Source organism: Candidatus Cloacimonadota bacterium, assembly GCA_021734245.1.
GTDB lineage: Bacteria > Cloacimonadota > Cloacimonadia > Cloacimonadales > TCS61 > B137-G9.
Genome location: JAIPJH010000013.1, coordinates 1 through 16,555, shown reverse-complemented (window position 1 = coordinate 16,555; position 16,555 = coordinate 1). Strand labels below are relative to the sequence as shown.

The 16,555-nt window shown below is 36.8% G+C and carries 19 protein-coding genes; 4 read left to right on the top strand and 15 right to left on the bottom strand.

All coding sequences use genetic code 11. The features are described from left to right. From rsfS to der, 11 genes are all read right to left on the bottom strand, one after another. Positions 1–351 (bottom strand): ribosome silencing factor, encoded by a 351-nt coding sequence (rsfS, locus tag K9N40_03695; protein ID MCF7813569.1) that lies wholly within the window; start codon positions 349–351, stop codon positions 1–3. Positions 352–357: 6 nt separating this feature from the next. Beyond that, the gene (locus tag K9N40_03690; GenBank protein ID MCF7813568.1) at positions 358–783 is read right to left on the bottom strand and encodes a LytR C-terminal domain-containing protein; all 426 of its coding nucleotides are present in this window, start codon (positions 781–783) and stop codon (positions 358–360) included. 31 nt (positions 784–814) lie between these two features. Beyond that, the gene (locus K9N40_03685) at positions 815–1,315 is read right to left on the bottom strand and encodes an HIT domain-containing protein (GenBank protein MCF7813567.1); all 501 of its coding nucleotides are present in this window, start codon (positions 1,313–1,315) and stop codon (positions 815–817) included. 1 nt (position 1,316) lies between these two features. Next, entirely contained in the window at positions 1,317–2,078 is a 762-nt protein-coding gene (locus K9N40_03680; GenBank protein MCF7813566.1) for an NTP transferase domain-containing protein, read from the bottom strand. Between the two features lie 22 nt (positions 2,079–2,100). Continuing rightward, positions 2,101–2,556, bottom strand: a complete 456-nt coding sequence (gene folK / locus K9N40_03675) for a 2-amino-4-hydroxy-6-hydroxymethyldihydropteridine diphosphokinase (protein MCF7813565.1) — start codon at positions 2,554–2,556, stop codon at positions 2,101–2,103. 28 nt (positions 2,557–2,584) lie between these two features. Next, the gene (gene folB, locus K9N40_03670) at positions 2,585–2,941 is read right to left on the bottom strand and encodes a dihydroneopterin aldolase (protein MCF7813564.1); all 357 of its coding nucleotides are present in this window, start codon (positions 2,939–2,941) and stop codon (positions 2,585–2,587) included. Next, positions 2,938–3,360 (bottom strand): SoxR reducing system RseC family protein, encoded by a 423-nt coding sequence (locus tag K9N40_03665; protein MCF7813563.1) that lies wholly within the window; start codon positions 3,358–3,360, stop codon positions 2,938–2,940. The genes folB and K9N40_03665 overlap by 4 nt, the downstream gene beginning before the upstream one ends. A gap of 394 nt (positions 3,361–3,754) precedes the next feature. Then, on the bottom strand, positions 3,755–4,228 hold the full coding sequence (gene rfaE2 / locus K9N40_03660; protein ID MCF7813562.1) for a D-glycero-beta-D-manno-heptose 1-phosphate adenylyltransferase: 474 nt from the start codon (positions 4,226–4,228) through the stop codon (positions 3,755–3,757). 36 nt (positions 4,229–4,264) lie between these two features. Beyond that, positions 4,265–5,626: an amidophosphoribosyltransferase gene (gene purF, locus K9N40_03655; protein MCF7813561.1), complete on the bottom strand. Its 1,362-nt coding sequence runs from the start codon at positions 5,624–5,626 to the stop codon at positions 4,265–4,267. 21 nt (positions 5,627–5,647) lie between these two features. Next, complete coding sequence (gene plsY / locus K9N40_03650; protein ID MCF7813560.1) at positions 5,648–6,268, bottom strand: glycerol-3-phosphate 1-O-acyltransferase PlsY; 621 nt, start codon at positions 6,266–6,268, stop codon at positions 5,648–5,650. Then, on the bottom strand, positions 6,255–7,583 hold the full coding sequence (der, locus tag K9N40_03645) for a ribosome biogenesis GTPase Der (GenBank protein MCF7813559.1): 1,329 nt from the start codon (positions 7,581–7,583) through the stop codon (positions 6,255–6,257). The genes plsY and der overlap by 14 nt, the downstream gene beginning before the upstream one ends. A 750-nt stretch (positions 7,584–8,333) precedes the next feature. Between der and K9N40_03640 the strand changes: the two genes are divergently transcribed. From K9N40_03640 to K9N40_03630, 3 genes are all read left to right on the top strand, one after another. Then, on the top strand, positions 8,334–11,012 hold the full coding sequence (locus tag K9N40_03640) for an SBBP repeat-containing protein (GenBank protein ID MCF7813558.1): 2,679 nt from the start codon (positions 8,334–8,336) through the stop codon (positions 11,010–11,012). A gap of 812 nt (positions 11,013–11,824) precedes the next feature. Further along, on the top strand, positions 11,825–13,207 hold the full coding sequence (locus K9N40_03635; protein MCF7813557.1) for a TldD/PmbA family protein: 1,383 nt from the start codon (positions 11,825–11,827) through the stop codon (positions 13,205–13,207). A 9-nt stretch (positions 13,208–13,216) separates the two neighbouring features. Further along, positions 13,217–14,548 carry a TldD/PmbA family protein gene (locus tag K9N40_03630; protein ID MCF7813556.1) on the top strand — a complete coding sequence of 444 codons (1,332 nt, stop codon included), beginning with the start codon at positions 13,217–13,219 and terminating at the stop codon, positions 14,546–14,548. A gap of 150 nt (positions 14,549–14,698) precedes the next feature. On the opposite strand, the gene K9N40_03625 is transcribed toward K9N40_03630, so the two are convergent. From K9N40_03625 to K9N40_03610, 4 genes are read right to left on the bottom strand one after another with little or no spacing between them, the layout of a single operon-like run. Further along, entirely contained in the window at positions 14,699–14,953 is a 255-nt protein-coding gene (locus tag K9N40_03625; GenBank protein MCF7813555.1) for a peroxidase, read from the bottom strand. Positions 14,954–15,004: 51 nt separating this feature from the next. After that, entirely contained in the window at positions 15,005–15,250 is a 246-nt protein-coding gene (locus K9N40_03620) for a peroxidase (GenBank protein MCF7813554.1), read from the bottom strand. A gap of 5 nt (positions 15,251–15,255) precedes the next feature. Next, entirely contained in the window at positions 15,256–15,531 is a 276-nt protein-coding gene (locus K9N40_03615) for a hypothetical protein (protein ID MCF7813553.1), read from the bottom strand. A gap of 9 nt (positions 15,532–15,540) precedes the next feature. Next, a complete protein-coding gene (locus K9N40_03610; GenBank protein ID MCF7813552.1) occupies positions 15,541–16,119 on the bottom strand; it encodes a TerB family tellurite resistance protein in 579 nt (192 codons plus the stop codon). A 68-nt stretch (positions 16,120–16,187) separates the two neighbouring features. Between K9N40_03610 and K9N40_03605 the strand changes: the two genes are divergently transcribed. Further along, the coding region (locus K9N40_03605; GenBank protein ID MCF7813551.1) for a hypothetical protein at positions 16,188–16,555 on the top strand (368 nt) is incomplete at its 3' end.

The window sequence follows — 16,555 nt, the reverse complement described above, 5'->3', positions numbered from 1 at the left end:
TTATCTCTTTTCCCTGTTTCTGGGAGTTCTCTTGTAAAGATCTTCAAGATGATAGAATTCTCTTGTTTCTTCATTAAAAACATGCACTATAATATCAATGAAATCCAGTATAATCCATTGAGAATTTTGAAAACCTTCTTTGGCATATAGTTTAATGCCGTTTTCTGAAGCCTGACTTATGATAAAATCGGCAATTGCCTTTACATGAAGATCTGCTGTTCCATGACAAACAATGATCGAATCTGTGAAATCGGTTTTTCCCTCAACATCGTAATGTAAAACATTTTCGGCTTTTTTATCTAAAGCCCAGCCAATGATCTTTTCTACATTCTGTAAGCGTTCTGTTTTCATAATCTCCTATTTAAAAAACTCTCTGTAATCGTTTCCCAGAATGATCTGCAGATCTTCGATTGCATTATCGTCAATTGCATAGATCTTGCGATCGATCCCGGTAAAATCCATTAAATATTTTAATTTTTCATCGTCATCTTTTTTTATAACGATGATACTTTTATTATAAATGAATAAATTTCTATCAACATTTCGCCAGGAAACGATATCCACATTTCCCGAAGTTTTATTGATGAAATATTCTTTTACTTCCGTTGCAACCCCATCAATTCCACAACCATTTAAAAGTGCTAATTTCAAACTTGGAGGTGGTTTTTTTTCTTGTTTTACAACATTCTCACTTCTATCTAAATTCAAGAAAATCGCAATCGATAAGACAGCTAAAAGTACTACTATAATAACGATTACAAGCCTCTTTTGAATCTGTGACAAATTATTTTCCAACCTTCGAATTGTCAATTTGTTATTCTTGTGAATTCATCACAATTTCAAAATGTTTTTTGAGTTCTGAATATGCTCGTTCAAAGGATTCGGGAATTACCCTGGTTCCGTTTACAGCTGTCATAAAATTAACGTCTCCGCTCCAACGTGGAATAACGTGAACATGCAGATGTGTGTCGATTCCAGCACCGGCAGCTCTGCCCAGATTTATTCCAATATTCAGTCCGTCAGGATTGTAATTGGAGCGTAAAACTTTTTCGCAAAGTTGAACTGTTTCGAATAGATCGTCGATTTCTTCTTTCGATAAATCCGTTAATGATGAAACATGGTTGAAAGGAACAGCCATGAGATGTCCATTATTGTAGGGATACATATTCATTATTACGAAGCTGTGTTTTGTACGATGCAGAATTAAATGTTTGTTGTCATCTTCGGCTGAAGGGCGGATGCAGAAGATGCATTTTTCTATTTTCTGGGAAAGTATGTATTGCAAACGCCAGGGAGAATATAAAATATCACTCATTCTATTCACCGTCGAAATGTGCTTTTCTAGTTAAATATTCATTTTCCAAATTTTTGAGCTGTTCTTTGGAATTCACTCCTGATGCTTCTACCATGTCTTCCAAAATTACTGATGTAACCAGTTTGCCTGCCTCATTCAGAATTTCCAATGTATCAGTAAGATAGTATTCGTTCTGATTATTATCACAATCAATTTTCTTAAGAGCGGAAAAAAGACTTTTACTGTCGAAGCAGTAAATACCGGTATTGATCTCTTTTATCTCTTTTTCCTGTTCTGCTGCATCTTTAAATTCTACTATTCTCTGTACGTTTCCAGCATCATTTCGCACTATTCTTCCGTAACGCAACGCATCGTCCATAACTGCTGTCAGAACAGTACAGGCAGCATTATTTTCATCGTGATGCTGCAGCATTTTCTTCAGAGTTTCAGCTCGTAGAAGCGGAACATCTCCACATAAAATAAAAACAGTTCCATCAAAATCTTTGAAAGCGGGTTCTGCCATCATCACGGCATGTCCGGTTCCGTTTTGTTCTTTTTGTTCTACGAATATTATCTTATCATTTCTGGGAATTACATCGATTACAACATCTTTTTTGAAACCGACAACAACCGCGATCAGATCACTATCAATTTTTAATGAAGTTTCGATCACACGATTGATCATCGGTTTGTCTGCCAGTACATGCACAACCTTCGGTTTATCTGATTTCATGCGGGTTCCCTGACCGGCAGCTAAAATTATCGTAGCAGTTTTTTTACTCATAAAATTCTCCAAATTCAAGTTTTTAATATATTTCAGAATACATTTCTTTTATTCTTTTCTTCGAAACAGGATGAATATAATCGGGACACAACTCTACCAAAGATCGCAAAACAAATTCTCTTTTTGGAATGCCGGGATGTGGAATTTTCAGGTTAGGTTGTTCTACAATTCGATTTTCATATAATAAGAGATCGATGTCGATAGTTCTTGTTCCCCAGGTTTCATAGCGTATTCTTCCCAGGCTTTTCTCAGTCTTCAGACAGAATTTCAAAAGCTCAGAAGGATTAAGTTGGGTTTTTATTTTCATTACACAATTCAAAAAATCCGGTTGATCTTTTTTGCCAAAAGCTTGGGTTTCGATTATCGTACTGCATTTCAGCATCGAGATTTCGGGATGTGATGAAATCCGTGAAATAGCTCTGTTGATGTAATCTTTTCTATCTCCCAGATTTGAGCCTAATCCCAAATAGCAAATCATAATAATCTCCTTGAAATTAATGGGATGATTATCGATTTCTTTCCATTTCCACTTCCACAGAATCCAATGATCCATTTATTGGAACGGAAGGTTTTCTTATTCGAACATTAGCATAAATAATTTTCGGGAATTCCTCTAAAATATGATCTAAAATAGAATTTGCGCACACTTCCAGCAGATGAAACTCCCTTTTTTCCAAAGTGTGTTTTATTATATCGAATACTTTTGTGTAGTCGATCGTGTCTTCCAGATGTTTAATTTCTTTATCTCTTTTGGGATCAGATTCGTAGGTGAAATCAACTATAAAACGCTGACCGAGCTTTCTTTCTTCGGGATGAACTCCATGGTAACCATAAAATATCATTTCATTCAAATATATTTTCATTTTTCCACCTTTTCTTTGATCTCAAATTTGATCTTCTTACCAAACTTTCTATCGATCCTGTAAATTACAATTCCACTTAAAATAAGACCAATAAACGCTGACAAGATCGCAATTGGTTCTGATAGATGTAATCCAAAACTGGCGATCGCAAAGAATAAGATCATAGTTAATATAGGAACCAAAAAAACCAGCATCGAAGTTGCGATTTTTAATCCAGGAGCTACTTCCACCTTTAGCAGATCGCCAACTTCATATTTTTTATCGGTGAAGATCTTATGGGTAACTGTTCTATCTTTGCCATGACACAATCCGCTCATTCCACAGGAATCGCAGGAACCGGATTTCATCATTTGGACTAAAATGAAATCATCATGAACTTCGATAACTACTGCAGCATCTTCCAGTTTGTTTTCTTCCATGATATTATTTTTAACCCTCAGTCCTCATACTTCGGACAGCTCCCTTAACAGGGAGCAAAATTGGAAGCGAATTCTCTCAATTCCTATTTCTTCCCCTATTCCAATTTGTCTGGACAAAGGTGTTAATCGTCTTTCTAACCCCTCAGTCCTCATACTTCGGACAGCTCCCTTGACAAGGAGCAAATAAGGAACAAAAACTTCACTCTTATTTCTTCCCCTGTTAAGGAGAAATGTCGAGCTTGTCTTGACAAAGGGGTTAATCTTTTCCATAAACCCTCAGTCCTCATACTTCGAACAGCTCCCTTAACAGGGAGCAAATACGGAACAAAAATTTCACTCTTCAAATTTTCTTTTCTCCCCCAATAAAGTAGAATTGTGGGGATCGCTTAATCCATTATATAGTTTCATTTTTCATTTTTTCAATAATATCTGTAGTTGAATACCCTTTATTAAAAGGAAGTGAACGTACGACACCACCACTTGCCTGAACAATTTCAGATCCGACAATATCCTTTATTTTCCAGTCTCCACCTTTCACCAGGAAATCAGGCATGATAATATTTATCAGTTCATACGGCGTATCCTGATCGAAGATGACTACATAATCTACCATCGAAAGAGCAGAAAGAACAAAGGAACGATCATTTTCATTGTTTATTGGACGAGATTCACCTTTTAATCTTTTTACTGAAGCATCGCTATTTAAGCCAATAATGAGAACATCTCCCAGCTCCTTTGCATCCATGAGATATTGAATATGACCTGCATGTATAATGTCAAAACAGCCATTTGTAAAAACTATTTCTTTACCTTTCTTCTTCAATTCCTGCACTAATTCTGTAACTTCTTTCCAAGTTTTAGTTTTCATATTGGTTAAACTCTCTTTGGTTTTTTAGTTTTCATATTATTTTACCGGATAATTACCACTGAAACAGGCGTAACAATAATCTTGTGGTTTACTAACGGTTGTTTCCAGATCTTCAATTTCTAAATATTTCAAGCTATCCGCTCCTGTATATTCTTCAATGCCAGCTACATCCATTTCATTTGCTATCAGTTCTTCGCGGGTTGGCGTGTCTATTCCATAATAGCAGCTGAATTTTACTGCAGGTGAACCAATTCGAATATGAACTTCTTTAGCTCCGGCTTTTTTGATCAGCTTTACTAACTTACGAATGGTAGTTCCACGTACGATGGAATCATCGATGAGAACGACGATCTTATCTTTGAAGAAGTCAGGTAAAACATTAAATTTCTGATATACACTTTCATCACGGATGGTTTGTTCCGGTTTTATGAATGTTCTTCCCACGTAATGATTTCTGATAAGTCCCATTTCAAATGGAACGTTTTTCTGCTTGGCATAACCCAGGGCAATGAAATTGGAGGAATCGGGCACAGGAACAACCGTATCTGGTGTTATTTCGTCTGCTTCAGCTAATTTTGCTCCGATTTTTTCGCGTACTTCAAATACATTTTCTCCATAGTTAATGCTGTCTGGTCTGGAAAAATAAATGTGTTCAAAAATGCAATGTTTGTTTGTGTCTGTAGCTCTAAACTTGTTTGGATCATTGGGAAAAGTCTCAATTCCATCCTTATTTATCCTGATGATCTCAGCAGGTTGAACTTCTTTTACCCAATCCATATAAAGAATGTCCAGTGCGCAACTCTCGGATGCAACAGCAACAGCATCTTCTTTTGTTTTTCCATAAGTTATTGGTCTTAAACCATAAGGATCTCGGAATAAGAACATTTCGGTTTTCGTAGCTAAAACGGTTGAAAAAGCACCTTTAACATATTTCATCAGAAGTTTGATAGCTTCGATTATTGTTCGGTCTTCTTTTTCCACATGATAAACAATATATTTTAGTAGTAACTCTCCATCATTGCTGCTGGCAAAATATACACCATTATCTTCCAGGAATTTTCGAATTTCTTTATAATTTATGATATCACCATTGCTGGCAAGTGCGTAGGAAGGACCGGAAAGAGTTTCCACCACATGAGGTTGGGAATTGTAAACAGAAGAAGCTCCACGAGTAGGATAACGAACATGTCCAATCGCAATTTCACCGGGAAGATGTTGTAATTTATCCGATGTAAAAACATCTTTTACTAAGCCCATTTTCTTGCGAAGACGGATCGTAGTTCCATCATTTACTGCCATTCCGCAGCTTTCCTGACCGCGATGCTGTTCGGCAAATAATCCTAAAGTTGCTAATTCTGCTGCATTTTTACTGTTATAAATTCCAATAATTCCGCACATTAACTATTATTTCTCCCAAATCTATTTCTTAAAACTAATTTTATTTTCATTTCCTGCCAACAATCTTTTGATATTGGCTGTATGACGAATAACAACAAAGAATGCGATCAAAAATACGAAAATCAAAATCTCCAGATCTTCAAAATTATTATTGATATTAATGATAAGCTCAACACAAAACAAACTAACAGCAGCTAAAATGGAACCGAGAGAAACATATCTGCTTATCCATACCGTGACAATGAAAACAGTTAAAGTTATAGTTACCGGAACAGGAATAAGAGCAATGAAAACTCCCGCAGAAGTTGCCACGCCTTTTCCACCTTTGAAGCTTAAAAAGATCGTGAAAATATGACCCAGAATTGCAAACAGGCCAAACCCGATGAGCATCAAATTAGTAAAATCAGGATTGAGCATTTTTCCAATTTGAACAGCAACAATACCTTTGCCGATATCGAAGATCAGTGTGATAATTCCAATTTTCGTTCCTAAAATGCGTAGAGCATTTGTAGCTCCCACATTGCCGCTGCCATGCTGGCGAATATCGATTCCTTTTACCAACTTTCCCATTATGTAGCTGGTGGGAATGCTTCCCAGAAGATAAGCAAAAATAAATGATAAGATCAAATTAAAATAGTTCATTTTCTTTCCTGCTGCGGAAAAGAGTTTTTATGGAAGCTCCGGCAAATTTAAAATTCTCTCGTAATTGATTGTTAAGATATCTGCGATAATGTGTTGTAATCAATTTCTTGTCATTACAGAAAAAAACAAAAGTTGGAGGATGAGTTTTCACTTGTGTACAATAATAGATTTTGGCATGTTTTCCGCTGGAATGTGAAGGTGGAAATCTATTCACCACTTTTTCCAGGAATTTATTTAAATCTGAAGTTCCAATTCTTTTTTTACTTTCTTCATTAACCTTTAAAATCAGATCAAAGATCTTTTGCACTCGCTGACCTGTTAAGGCTGACAAGAAAACAACAGGAGCAAATTCTACAAACTTCAGTTGCTGGCGAATGTCTTTGATGAATTCACCGGTTGTGGAATTGTCTTTTTCCACAAGATCCCATTTATTCACGGCAATAATTATATCTTTAAAATTTCTGGCAGCGTAAGAAACGATTTTCTGATCCTGATTAGAAATGTCATTTGTGGCGTCCATTACCAGAAGCACAATGTCAGCACGATTTATACTTTCGATCGTGCGCATTGTACTGAAATATTCCACTCCGTACTTAATGCTTTTCTTTCGTCGCAATCCTGCAGTGTCGATGAAAGTTATCTTCTGTCCGTAGTGTTTGAATTTTGTATCGATGGAATCTCTGGTTGTTCCGGGAATGTCGGTAACAATGTTGAAATCCTGACCGGAAAGTTTATTGATCAATGATGATTTCCCTACATTTGGTTTTCCCACGATAGCAACTTTGATCTCGTCATCTTTTCTTTCCTCATATTTTGCAGTATCGATTGCTGAAACCAGTTCATCAAGAAAATTTCCAGTGTTTCTACCTTGATTTGCTGCAATAGGAAAAGGTTCTCCGAAACCAAGCTTCATGAAATCGTAAATTTCCAGCTCATCTTTTTCGTTATCTACTTTATTTACGACCAGCATCACTTTCTCTCGATGTTTGGAAAGGATTTTAGCAATTTCCATATCAACATCGGTAGGACCGGTTTTTACATCGACAACAAAAAGAATGAAATCTGCTTCATCGATAGCGACTTCTGCCTGAAATTTTACAGCCTGATCGATTTTATTATTTGATTTTGGAATGATACCACCGGTATCGACGACGATAAAGGAATGACCAGACCATTCCGCTTCTTCGTATTTGCGATCTCTGGTGACGCCTTCTTCAAAATCCACAATAGCACTGCGTTTGCGGCAGATTCTATTGAATAATGTACTCTTTCCTACGTTTGGTCTTCCTACTATTGCGACAATACTTTTTTTCATCTATCTTATATCACCTTAAAACTACCGTATTTTCATGCCAATCTCTTTCGCAGGGTCGATTTGTCAAATTAAATAGAAATATTAAATTTAGCTAGAATTTTTAATAATAAATTTAGTTTTAAAAAAAAATTAATATTATAGTTTTAGATTAAAACACGCATCCACCCGAAAAATATTTATTTTCCAGTAAGCAACAAAAAAAACACAATAATTTCATTTTTTTCAAGCCCATGAATTTTTAACCTGTGAAATCAATTCAATTTCACTGGGTTATTCATGGGAAAAGCAAACAAAGCCTTTTATAGTAACCATTTCAATGGTTTATTATTTGTGCAAACGGTTGAAACCGTTGTCCGATATATTTCTGGTATCAAGATTCCCACGAATGAATTCGTGGGCTTTGCTGGATAAGGTTTTGGACGAGTAAGATAGCAACAATTTCATTTATTAAATAAATGAAGTTTATACCTTTCAAATTTTTCGGTGATGAGTGAAATAGAAGAAGGATTTGTTAATTCTTTTGTTTAATTGTAAATATTATAAATTTCTAAAAGCTAAACAAAGATTAGAATTACTTAAAAATATTATTAGTTGCATATATAAATACAAAAAAAATTGACAAAAAAAGTTAGCATACGTAACTTTAGCACAATCATGAAATTGAAATGGACACAGTAAACATTGATTCAGTTATTGAATGCAGAAAATAATGTATTTGTTAAATAACCAAAAAAAAATAGAGGAGGAATGATGAAAAAGCCGCTTATTTTATTTTTATTTTTTTTGTTAGTATTTAATTTATGTTCTGCAACAAAATTTAATTACACAGTTTCGAGCAGTAAATTTGAAAATTTGACCGTACCTTTTATAGAAAATGAAGGTCAAATTGAAAATGAAGATGTTGCGTTTTATGCTCAAACTTTTGGGGGAATTGTTTTCGTTGAAAAAGGTGGTGTTCTTACTTATTCAATACAATCGGAAACGAACAAAAACATAGTCTTGAAAGAAAGATTTCAAGGAATAAATTTCAAACTGGAAAAAGGAAAATCCCATAATGCGAACATAAGCTATTTCTCTGGAAATGATCCGACTAAATGGATTAATGATTTAAATACATATAAATCATTGTCTTATGGAGAATTTGTTAAAGGTATTTCTTTGGATTTAAAGGCATATTCTCAAAAAGTGGAAAAGATATTCACAATTAATCCCGGAAGCAGTGCGGAAGATATTTTTGTAGAATTAGAAAATATTTCTTATTTGAGTATCATCGATGATCAACTTGTTGCTACTACAGACAATGGAACTTTGGAATTTTGTAAACCCATTGCCTATCAGATAATTGATAAGGAGAAAGTCATTGTAGGTGTTGAGTACAAATTGATTTCAAATGATTGCTATGGTTTTAGAGTTGGAGCATATAGATTTGATTTACCACTAATTATTGATCCCTTTTTAGCCAGTACATATATTGGGAGCTCCGAAAATGATAAAGCCCGATCAGATATAGCTCTTGATTCTAATGGTAATGTTTTTATTGCAGGCCTCACAGTTTCAACAAACTATCCAACAACAGGTGGTGTTTATGATGGTGGATACAATGATGGGGGTTCAGACGTTTTTGTTAGTAAGCTATCGGGTGATTTAAGTCAGTTATTAGCTAGTACTTTTATTGGTGGTGAGGCAGGTGAATCAGCAGAAGGTTTAGCTATTGATAACAACAATAACATTTATATTACTGGTTACACTTACGGTAGAACTTCCGGAGTAACAAATTATCCTACTACGTCCGGAGCATATCAGACTGGTCATACAGCCTCTACAGGCGGATGGAATGCCTTCGTAAGTATTTTTAGTAATGACTTAACTACGTTATCATATAGCACTTTATACGGTCATACAAATGGAGGTGATTATTCTTATGGTATTTTGTTGAATGGGAATCCAGTAGATATTTATATCGTTGGTCATTCTGCCAATCATACAACCGGAGATGGCTATGAAGTATTTGTATTGAAATTTAATAATACTTTATCTACATTATCAGATAGCTACTTTTTATATAGCGGATCATCTGCTGAAGGTCAAGATATTGCCATGGATTCAAATAATGATATTTTTATTGTTGGTTTTACGGGCTATTTAAGTTCATACCCATTTATGGAAAATAGTGGAGTAACTATAGGCTATGACCATACTCATAATGGAGGTTTAGATATTTTTGTCTGCAAAATAAAATCTGATATGACTGGTGTTGATTCGTGGACATATTTAGGCGGAAGCACCAGTGATTGGGGATATGGAATAGATATTGATTCTAATGATAATATATTTGTTATCGGTCATGGATATTCAAACGACTTCCCAACCACAGTTGGAGCTTATGATGGAACCTATGGCAGTCAGACTGACGTAGTTTTATCAAAATTTGATAACACATTAGCAAATTTGAGTGCTAGCACTTACATCGGGGGCAATGAAATTGATTATGGTTTCTACATCTTGTTAGATGATAATGATTTCCCTTATATCACGGGAACTGCAGGAGAATCATGGCCAACTACTGTCGGTGCTTACGACACTTCAGCTAATGGTAGCACAGATATTTTTGTCACCAGGTTATTAAATGATCTTAGTGAGATCTCCTTAAGTACCTTTATTGGTGGCTCAAATGAAGATAGAGGTATTTCTTTATGTTTTGATGCAAATGATAACTTATACGTTGCTGGTTATACAGGTTCAAGTGACTTTCCGGTTTCGAGTGGTGCTTATGATGAATCATTCAATTCAATGGCGGATGTTGTACTATGCAAAATTACTGATGACCTGACTCTTCCCGTTACACTTTCATCATTCACCGGAATTATCGAAAACGGTCTTCCAACCTTGAATTGGACCACCGAATCCGAACTGGAAAATCTGGGTTGGAATGTTTACAGAAGCGAATATGAAACTGGTTTGGAAGATAATTCAATCAAACTAAATAATATTCTAATTCCCGGCATGGGAACAGTATCAGTTCCAACCGAATACAGTTACGTAGATGAACAGCCGGTTCAAAATGTAGGACTTCATTATTACTGGTTGGAAAGCGTGAGTAACAGTGGAGATTTGGAAATTTATGGTCCAGTTTCCATTGATCTGAGTAATTCTAACCTAATCCCCGAAACGCCAGCAAAAAGTTATGTGAGTCAGAATCGACCCAATCCTTTCAATCCTACTACCACAATTGAATTCGGAATTGAGGAAGGAGAAACCGGCACACTCGCCATTTACAACTCCAAAGGGCAGAAAATCCTTTCACAAGAATATGAAGCAGGATTCCACACCTTTAATTGGGATGCAGCCAGTCAGGCATCAGGAGTCTATTTTTATCAACTTAAAACAGACAAATATTTTAAAACGAATAAAATGCTGATGTTGAAGTAAAAAAACCTTACCTTGCGGATGCAATGGTTGTTAATCAGTCCGCAGGACTTTATTCGTTTTAGCGTCAGGCTTCAGTCTGTCGCCGATGATGATTTCTTGTTGGGCTTCACGTCTTGTGGAGTCTGAGCATTTACAATTTTTCGTCTCGAAAATTCCACATATCTGATCGTGGACGATCAGTAAAAACAATAAGTTCAATCGAGACGATTGAACCAACCTCATAATCTTGCGGATGGGCGTTAGACCTCCGCAATGGTTTGTTAATCAGTCCGCAGGACTTTATTCGTTTCAGCGTCAGGCTTCAGCCTGTCGCTGATGATGATTTCTTGTTGGGTTTCACGTCTTGTGGAGTCTGAGCATTTACAATTTTTCGTCTCGAAAATTCCACATATCTGATCGTGGACGATCAGTAAAAACAATAAGTTCAATCGAGACGAAGAAACCAACCTCGAAACCTTGCGGAAGACCTCCGCAATGGTTCTACATCCCTTTCCCACAGCTTCTTTCGCAGATTCTTACAGAAGCTGTCGGAAAGGTTTCATGCATCAACTTTCCGAAACCAACGAAGAAGATTTTGCGAGAGAATGTTTCGGAAAGAGGTTGAAGCTGTTTACCATTCACAAGGTCTGTTCGACCATTGAGAAGGTAAACATGGTTTTTTTGAACTGGACTCCAGCTCATGATGACAAACTCCTTTTACTCTCATCACTCATCTCTCACTTCTCATTTCACTGGATAAAATCTTGTCCTTGACATCAGAACCATATTTAAATTCTTAAAACAAAAAATAATATAAATAATCAGGAGGTTGAATGTTAGACAGAAAACTTATCGAGAAGGTCATCGATAAGGCACTTTCCAACGGAGCAGACTTTGCAGAGATCTACGTGGAAGACACTTACAATTCACGCATTTCTTTTAACGACAGCAAAACAAAGCAAAGTATTGCCGGGAAAGATTTTGGAGCTGGTGTTCGCGTTTTTTATGGAACAACAGCCATTTATGCCTATACCAATGATCTTTCGGAAAGATCATTACTGGCTGCCGCAGATGCAGTTAGTAAAGCAGCAAAAGGTGGAAAAATCATCACATCTATCGATCTTACAAAAAACACTTTCACCAACTTACATCCCATCAAAATACCAAATGACAGCGTTCCCAAAAGTGAAAAAGTCGATTATCTGAGAAGAATCGATAAAGCCGCAAGATCGGTGAGTGACATGATAACTCAGGTAGATATGAATTTACTGGGAAAAATGCAGAAGATCATGATCGCCAACAGTGAAGGTCTTTGGGCAGAAGACAGCCGCACATACACTCGTGTTTCAGCTAATGCAATTGCTTCCAAGGGAAGCGAAAAACAATCTTGCAGTGACGGACCAGGTGAACACAAAGGTTTTGAATTATTGCACGAGATCGACCCGATCGAACTGGGAGAGAAAATTGCCAAAACAGCAATTTTGATGCTGAATGCTGATTATGCACCAAGCGGAAAATTCCCGGTTGTAGTCGATAATGGTTTTGGTGGAGTTATTTTCCACGAAGCCTGCGGACATGCACTGGAAACTACTTCAGTAGCAAAAGGTGCTTCCGTGTTTGCCGATAAAATGGGAAAACGTGTAGCAAATCCTGTTCTTACAGCTATCGATGATGGCACAACTCCCAATGGTTGGGGAAGTACAAATATCGATGATGAAGGTATGCCGACTCAGAAAACTGTTCTCATCGAAAATGGCATTTTGAAATCATTCATCGTAGATAAAATGGGAAGTATCAAAACAGGTTATGCCAGAACTGGAAGCGGTCGTCGTCAATCTTATAAATTTGCACCAGCTTCAAGAATGAGAAACACTTACATTGCAGCTGGAACCAGTAAATTGGAAGATCTTATTTCTTCTGTAGATTATGGAATTTATGCTAAGAAAATGGGTGGTGGTTCTGTGATGCCCGGAACAGGGAATTTCAATTTCGCAGTAAATGAGGGCTACATTATCCGCAAAGGCAAAATTGCTGAACCTGTGCGTGGAGCCAGCCTGATTGGAAACGGTCCCGAATCGATAAAGCAGATCAGTATGGTAGCAGATAACTTGAAAATGGCACCCGGAATGTGCGGATCGGTAAGCGGCAGCATTCCTGCCAATGTCGGTCAGCCGGCAGTTAAGATCGATGAAATAATCGTTGGTGGAAGAAAGTAGGAGGAAAGAATGTACGATAAAGAATTTAAATTTATTTTTGATTACGCTCAGGGAAAAGTAGATGATATCGAGATCGTTCTTTCTGCTACGAATTCGTTCCAAACCAGGATAAACCAGCAGGAAATTGAATCTTTCAATTATTCTGATGCCAAAGGATTGGGAGTGCGAGTAATCGTGGAAGGAAAACTTGGTTATTCCTACACAGAAAAGTTTGATGAAGAATCATTCAAAATGGTTGTGGATGAAGCTGTGGAAAATGCTAAACTGAATGAAGATTCCGATCCGGCAATTATGGCAGATTATCCCGCCGTGGCTGCCGAACTTGATCTTTACAGCAAAGAATTGGATAAAGTGGATGTGGAAGATAAAATCCAAATTGCCAAAGATCTGGAAAAATATGCCAAAGCAGCCGATGCACGTGTTTTTAACGTTCCTTATGCTGTTTATGGAGATACAAAAGCATACAGTAAAATTGCCAACAGCAAAGGATTGAACAAAGAAGAAAAACAGAATTCAGCTTTTTGTTATGTTGGTGCTTTGTCACAACAGAATGATGACAAAAGAGTTGGTATCGAATTTTTTATTGGTAGAGATTTCAACAAGATCGATCCGAAGAAACTGGCTGAGATTAGCGTGAAAAAAAGTACCGATCTTCTGGGTGGAAAACCGGTAAAATCGGGAAAATACCCTGTTGTTTTCAATAATGAAATGATGGCAACAATGCTGGGAACTTTTGCCAGTGTTTTCTATGCCGATTCAGTTCATCAGGGAAAATCACTTCTCATCGGTAAAATGGGGCAGAAGATAGCCAATGAAAAAGTGAACATCATCGATGATGCTCTACATCCCGAAGGTGCAAATTCCCGTCATTTCGACAGTGAAGGCTATCCATCTCAGAAAACTGTTCTCATCAAAAGTGGTAAGTTGAATTCCTATTTACACAACACAAAAACAGCCTTGAAGGATAAAGTTAATTCTACAGGAAACGGCAGCAGAGGTTATAAAGGAAGTTTGGGAATTTCTGTTTCTAACTTGATTCTGGAACCAGGAAAAAACAAAGAAAATGAACTTTTAGCAACTCATGACAAAGTGATCGAGATCGTTGCTTTGCAGGGAATGCATGCAGGTGCAAATACAATTTCTGGAGACTTTTCACTTTCTGCGGAAGGTTTCTTATACGAAAACGGTAAAAGACAGCATTCATTAAAGCAGTTCACAGTTTCTGGAAACTTCCTGAAAATACTGCAAAACGTAGAAATGATTGCAGATAATTTCCACTTCAACAGCAGCTCCATAGGAACTGCTTCTGTTCTGATCAGGGAATTAGCGATTAGCGGATAAAAAAAATAACTGAATAATTCCTTATTTCTTTCCTGTTTTGGAGGGAGATGCCGAAGGCAGAGGGGTAAAAAAAATAAAAAGGCTGGTGCTCGATTGAACATCAGCCTTTCATTTTATATCGTACTTCAAGACAAATATGAATAGATCAATTTATTTTGAATTGACCAAGTAATCTTCCAATTCTACACCTAATCCACAAGAAAGTCTATTAACGAAAGAGAAATAACTGGAAATTAAGTTTATATCCAAAATCGCTTCATCATCAAAGCCTACTTCCCGTAAATGCTTTATATGTTTTTCAGCGATCCGACAGGGTTCTGTAGCCAAAGCTTCAGCATAAATCAACATGGACTTTTCCATATTGGAAATTTCAGCAGTTCTAAAATCCTGTTTGATAGAATTCACAAGCTGTTCATTTTTAGTAAGATGGAGAAGAGCTTCTCCATGATGAGTAATTCAGTATTCACACAAATTTACCTTGGAAACAACAACCGCGATCATTTCTCTTTGTGAACGAGTTAAGCAGGATTTTTCGAACATTAAAGATTTGTAGAAAAGAGCGTGCTGCTTCATTGAGGAAGGTTTAATACTCTGAACTTTAAGAATATTTCCCATTCGATCCCAGGAAGTTTTCATCTCTTTCAAATATTTTTCATGCTCTTCCGTAAGCTCTTCTTTCTTTAGCTGTTTAATCCAAGCCATATTATTTATTTTCTCCGTTTTTTACGAGTAAGAGACAACGTTCCAAAACCACCGATAATTGCCAGGTAAAATCCAAGATCATAAATCCAACCTGCATTATGAACTTCATAAACTCGAATGGCAGGATTGAATAAGCCGACGATCAAAGATAGCGGAGCGATCCAGCCATGCCAGATTCCCCAGAAAAATCCTGCCGGTTTTTTGCTGGTGTGTTTGCCATCACCAGGAATGCAGCTGGAGAGTAGAATTAAAATGATCAGTAGAAGTATGACTTTCTTCATTTGAATCTCCTATTTTTCCAGAACTTCTTTTTTAACCTCTTCCTCGATGCGTCTAAGCTCATCTGCCGGTACTTTCATTTTAACAGCTAAACTGCTAATAGCTTGTTTTTCAGCTGTGTCGAAATCGTAATCGGAAAGGGCACAATAATAGCACAAACGGATCAGGTAATAGCGTTTTTCAGGATTGTTCTGGTAGATCATGGTGATAACATCAACTATCTTTTCCAGATCCAGTTTTCCAGTTTTGTAATCAGCAAGGATCTTATCAAAGATATTCAGGATGATATCTTTTTCATAACTTCCGAATTTCTCTGAAAGCTTACTGAACTCATAAGGTCGCTGCTCCAGTTGAAAGATCAAGTCTTTGACTATCTGCTCTTTTTCTTCATCTTTCAGAACTCTGTCTGCTTGTGCGATATGAATAAGAATTGCCATACTGCTGGTAATCAGTGAAAATTCTTCGAAAATCTTCTTTTCCTCTTCAGATTGTGGAAGATAATTCTTTGGTTTAAAAAAATCTTCCAATGAGTGATCAGGTTCTGATGTGAAAGAAATTATCCTTTCAATTCCTTCATTCCAACGCGCCATTTGTAAAACTCCTCCTTTTTTTATTTTGCTTCTCAAACAGAGAAAGAATCTTAGTTAACTTATGTCAAATGATTTGTTTATTGTTGCTTGATTCTGGTTTCTTGTTGCTGGCAAGTCCCGGCGTAGCTTTTTTTTACTTCTCTTTCATCAGCGAAGCCGGATTGCTGGTTGTCATGGTTGTCATGGTTGTCATGGTTGTCGGTGTTGTTATGGTTTTACACTCTCACTTCTCAACTCTCATTTCTCATCTTCCCAAAGTCTCAAAGTCTCAAAGTCCCGAAGGTCCCGGTGTAGCTTTTTTTTTACTTCTCTTTCATCAGCGAAGCCGGATTGCTGGTTGTCATGGTTGTTATGGTTTTACACTCTCACTTCTCAACTCTCATTTCTCATCTTCCCAAAGTCTCAAAGTCTCAAAGTCCCGAAGGTCCCGGCGTAG

Coding starts and splice junctions, on each gene's coding strand:
- rsfS (MCF7813569.1), bottom strand. CDS start 351: ATGAAAACAGAACGCTTACAGAATGTAGAAAAGATCATTGGCTGGGCT.
- K9N40_03685 (MCF7813567.1), bottom strand. CDS start 1,315: ATGAGTGATATTTTATATTCTCCCTGGCGTTTGCAATACATACTTTCC.
- K9N40_03680 (MCF7813566.1), bottom strand. CDS start 2,078: ATGAGTAAAAAAACTGCTACGATAATTTTAGCTGCCGGTCAGGGAACC.
- folK (MCF7813565.1), bottom strand. CDS start 2,556: ATGATTTGCTATTTGGGATTAGGCTCAAATCTGGGAGATAGAAAAGAT.
- folB (MCF7813564.1), bottom strand. CDS start 2,941: ATGAAAATATATTTGAATGAAATGATATTTTATGGTTACCATGGAGTT.
- K9N40_03665 (MCF7813563.1), bottom strand. CDS start 3,360: ATGGAAGAAAACAAACTGGAAGATGCTGCAGTAGTTATCGAAGTTCAT.
- rfaE2 (MCF7813562.1), bottom strand. CDS start 4,228: ATGAAAACTAAAACTTGGAAAGAAGTTACAGAATTAGTGCAGGAATTG.
- purF (MCF7813561.1), bottom strand. CDS start 5,626: ATGTGCGGAATTATTGGAATTTATAACAGTAAAAATGCAGCAGAATTA.
- plsY (MCF7813560.1), bottom strand. CDS start 6,268: ATGAACTATTTTAATTTGATCTTATCATTTATTTTTGCTTATCTTCTG.
- der (MCF7813559.1), bottom strand. CDS start 7,583: ATGAAAAAAAGTATTGTCGCAATAGTAGGAAGACCAAACGTAGGAAAG.
- K9N40_03640 (MCF7813558.1), top strand. CDS start 8,334: ATGAAAAAGCCGCTTATTTTATTTTTATTTTTTTTGTTAGTATTTAAT.
- K9N40_03635 (MCF7813557.1), top strand. CDS start 11,825: ATGTTAGACAGAAAACTTATCGAGAAGGTCATCGATAAGGCACTTTCC.
- K9N40_03630 (MCF7813556.1), top strand. CDS start 13,217: ATGTACGATAAAGAATTTAAATTTATTTTTGATTACGCTCAGGGAAAA.
- K9N40_03620 (MCF7813554.1), bottom strand. CDS start 15,250: ATGGCTTGGATTAAACAGCTAAAGAAAGAAGAGCTTACGGAAGAGCAT.
- K9N40_03615 (MCF7813553.1), bottom strand. CDS start 15,531: ATGAAGAAAGTCATACTTCTACTGATCATTTTAATTCTACTCTCCAGC.
- K9N40_03610 (MCF7813552.1), bottom strand. CDS start 16,119: ATGGCGCGTTGGAATGAAGGAATTGAAAGGATAATTTCTTTCACATCA.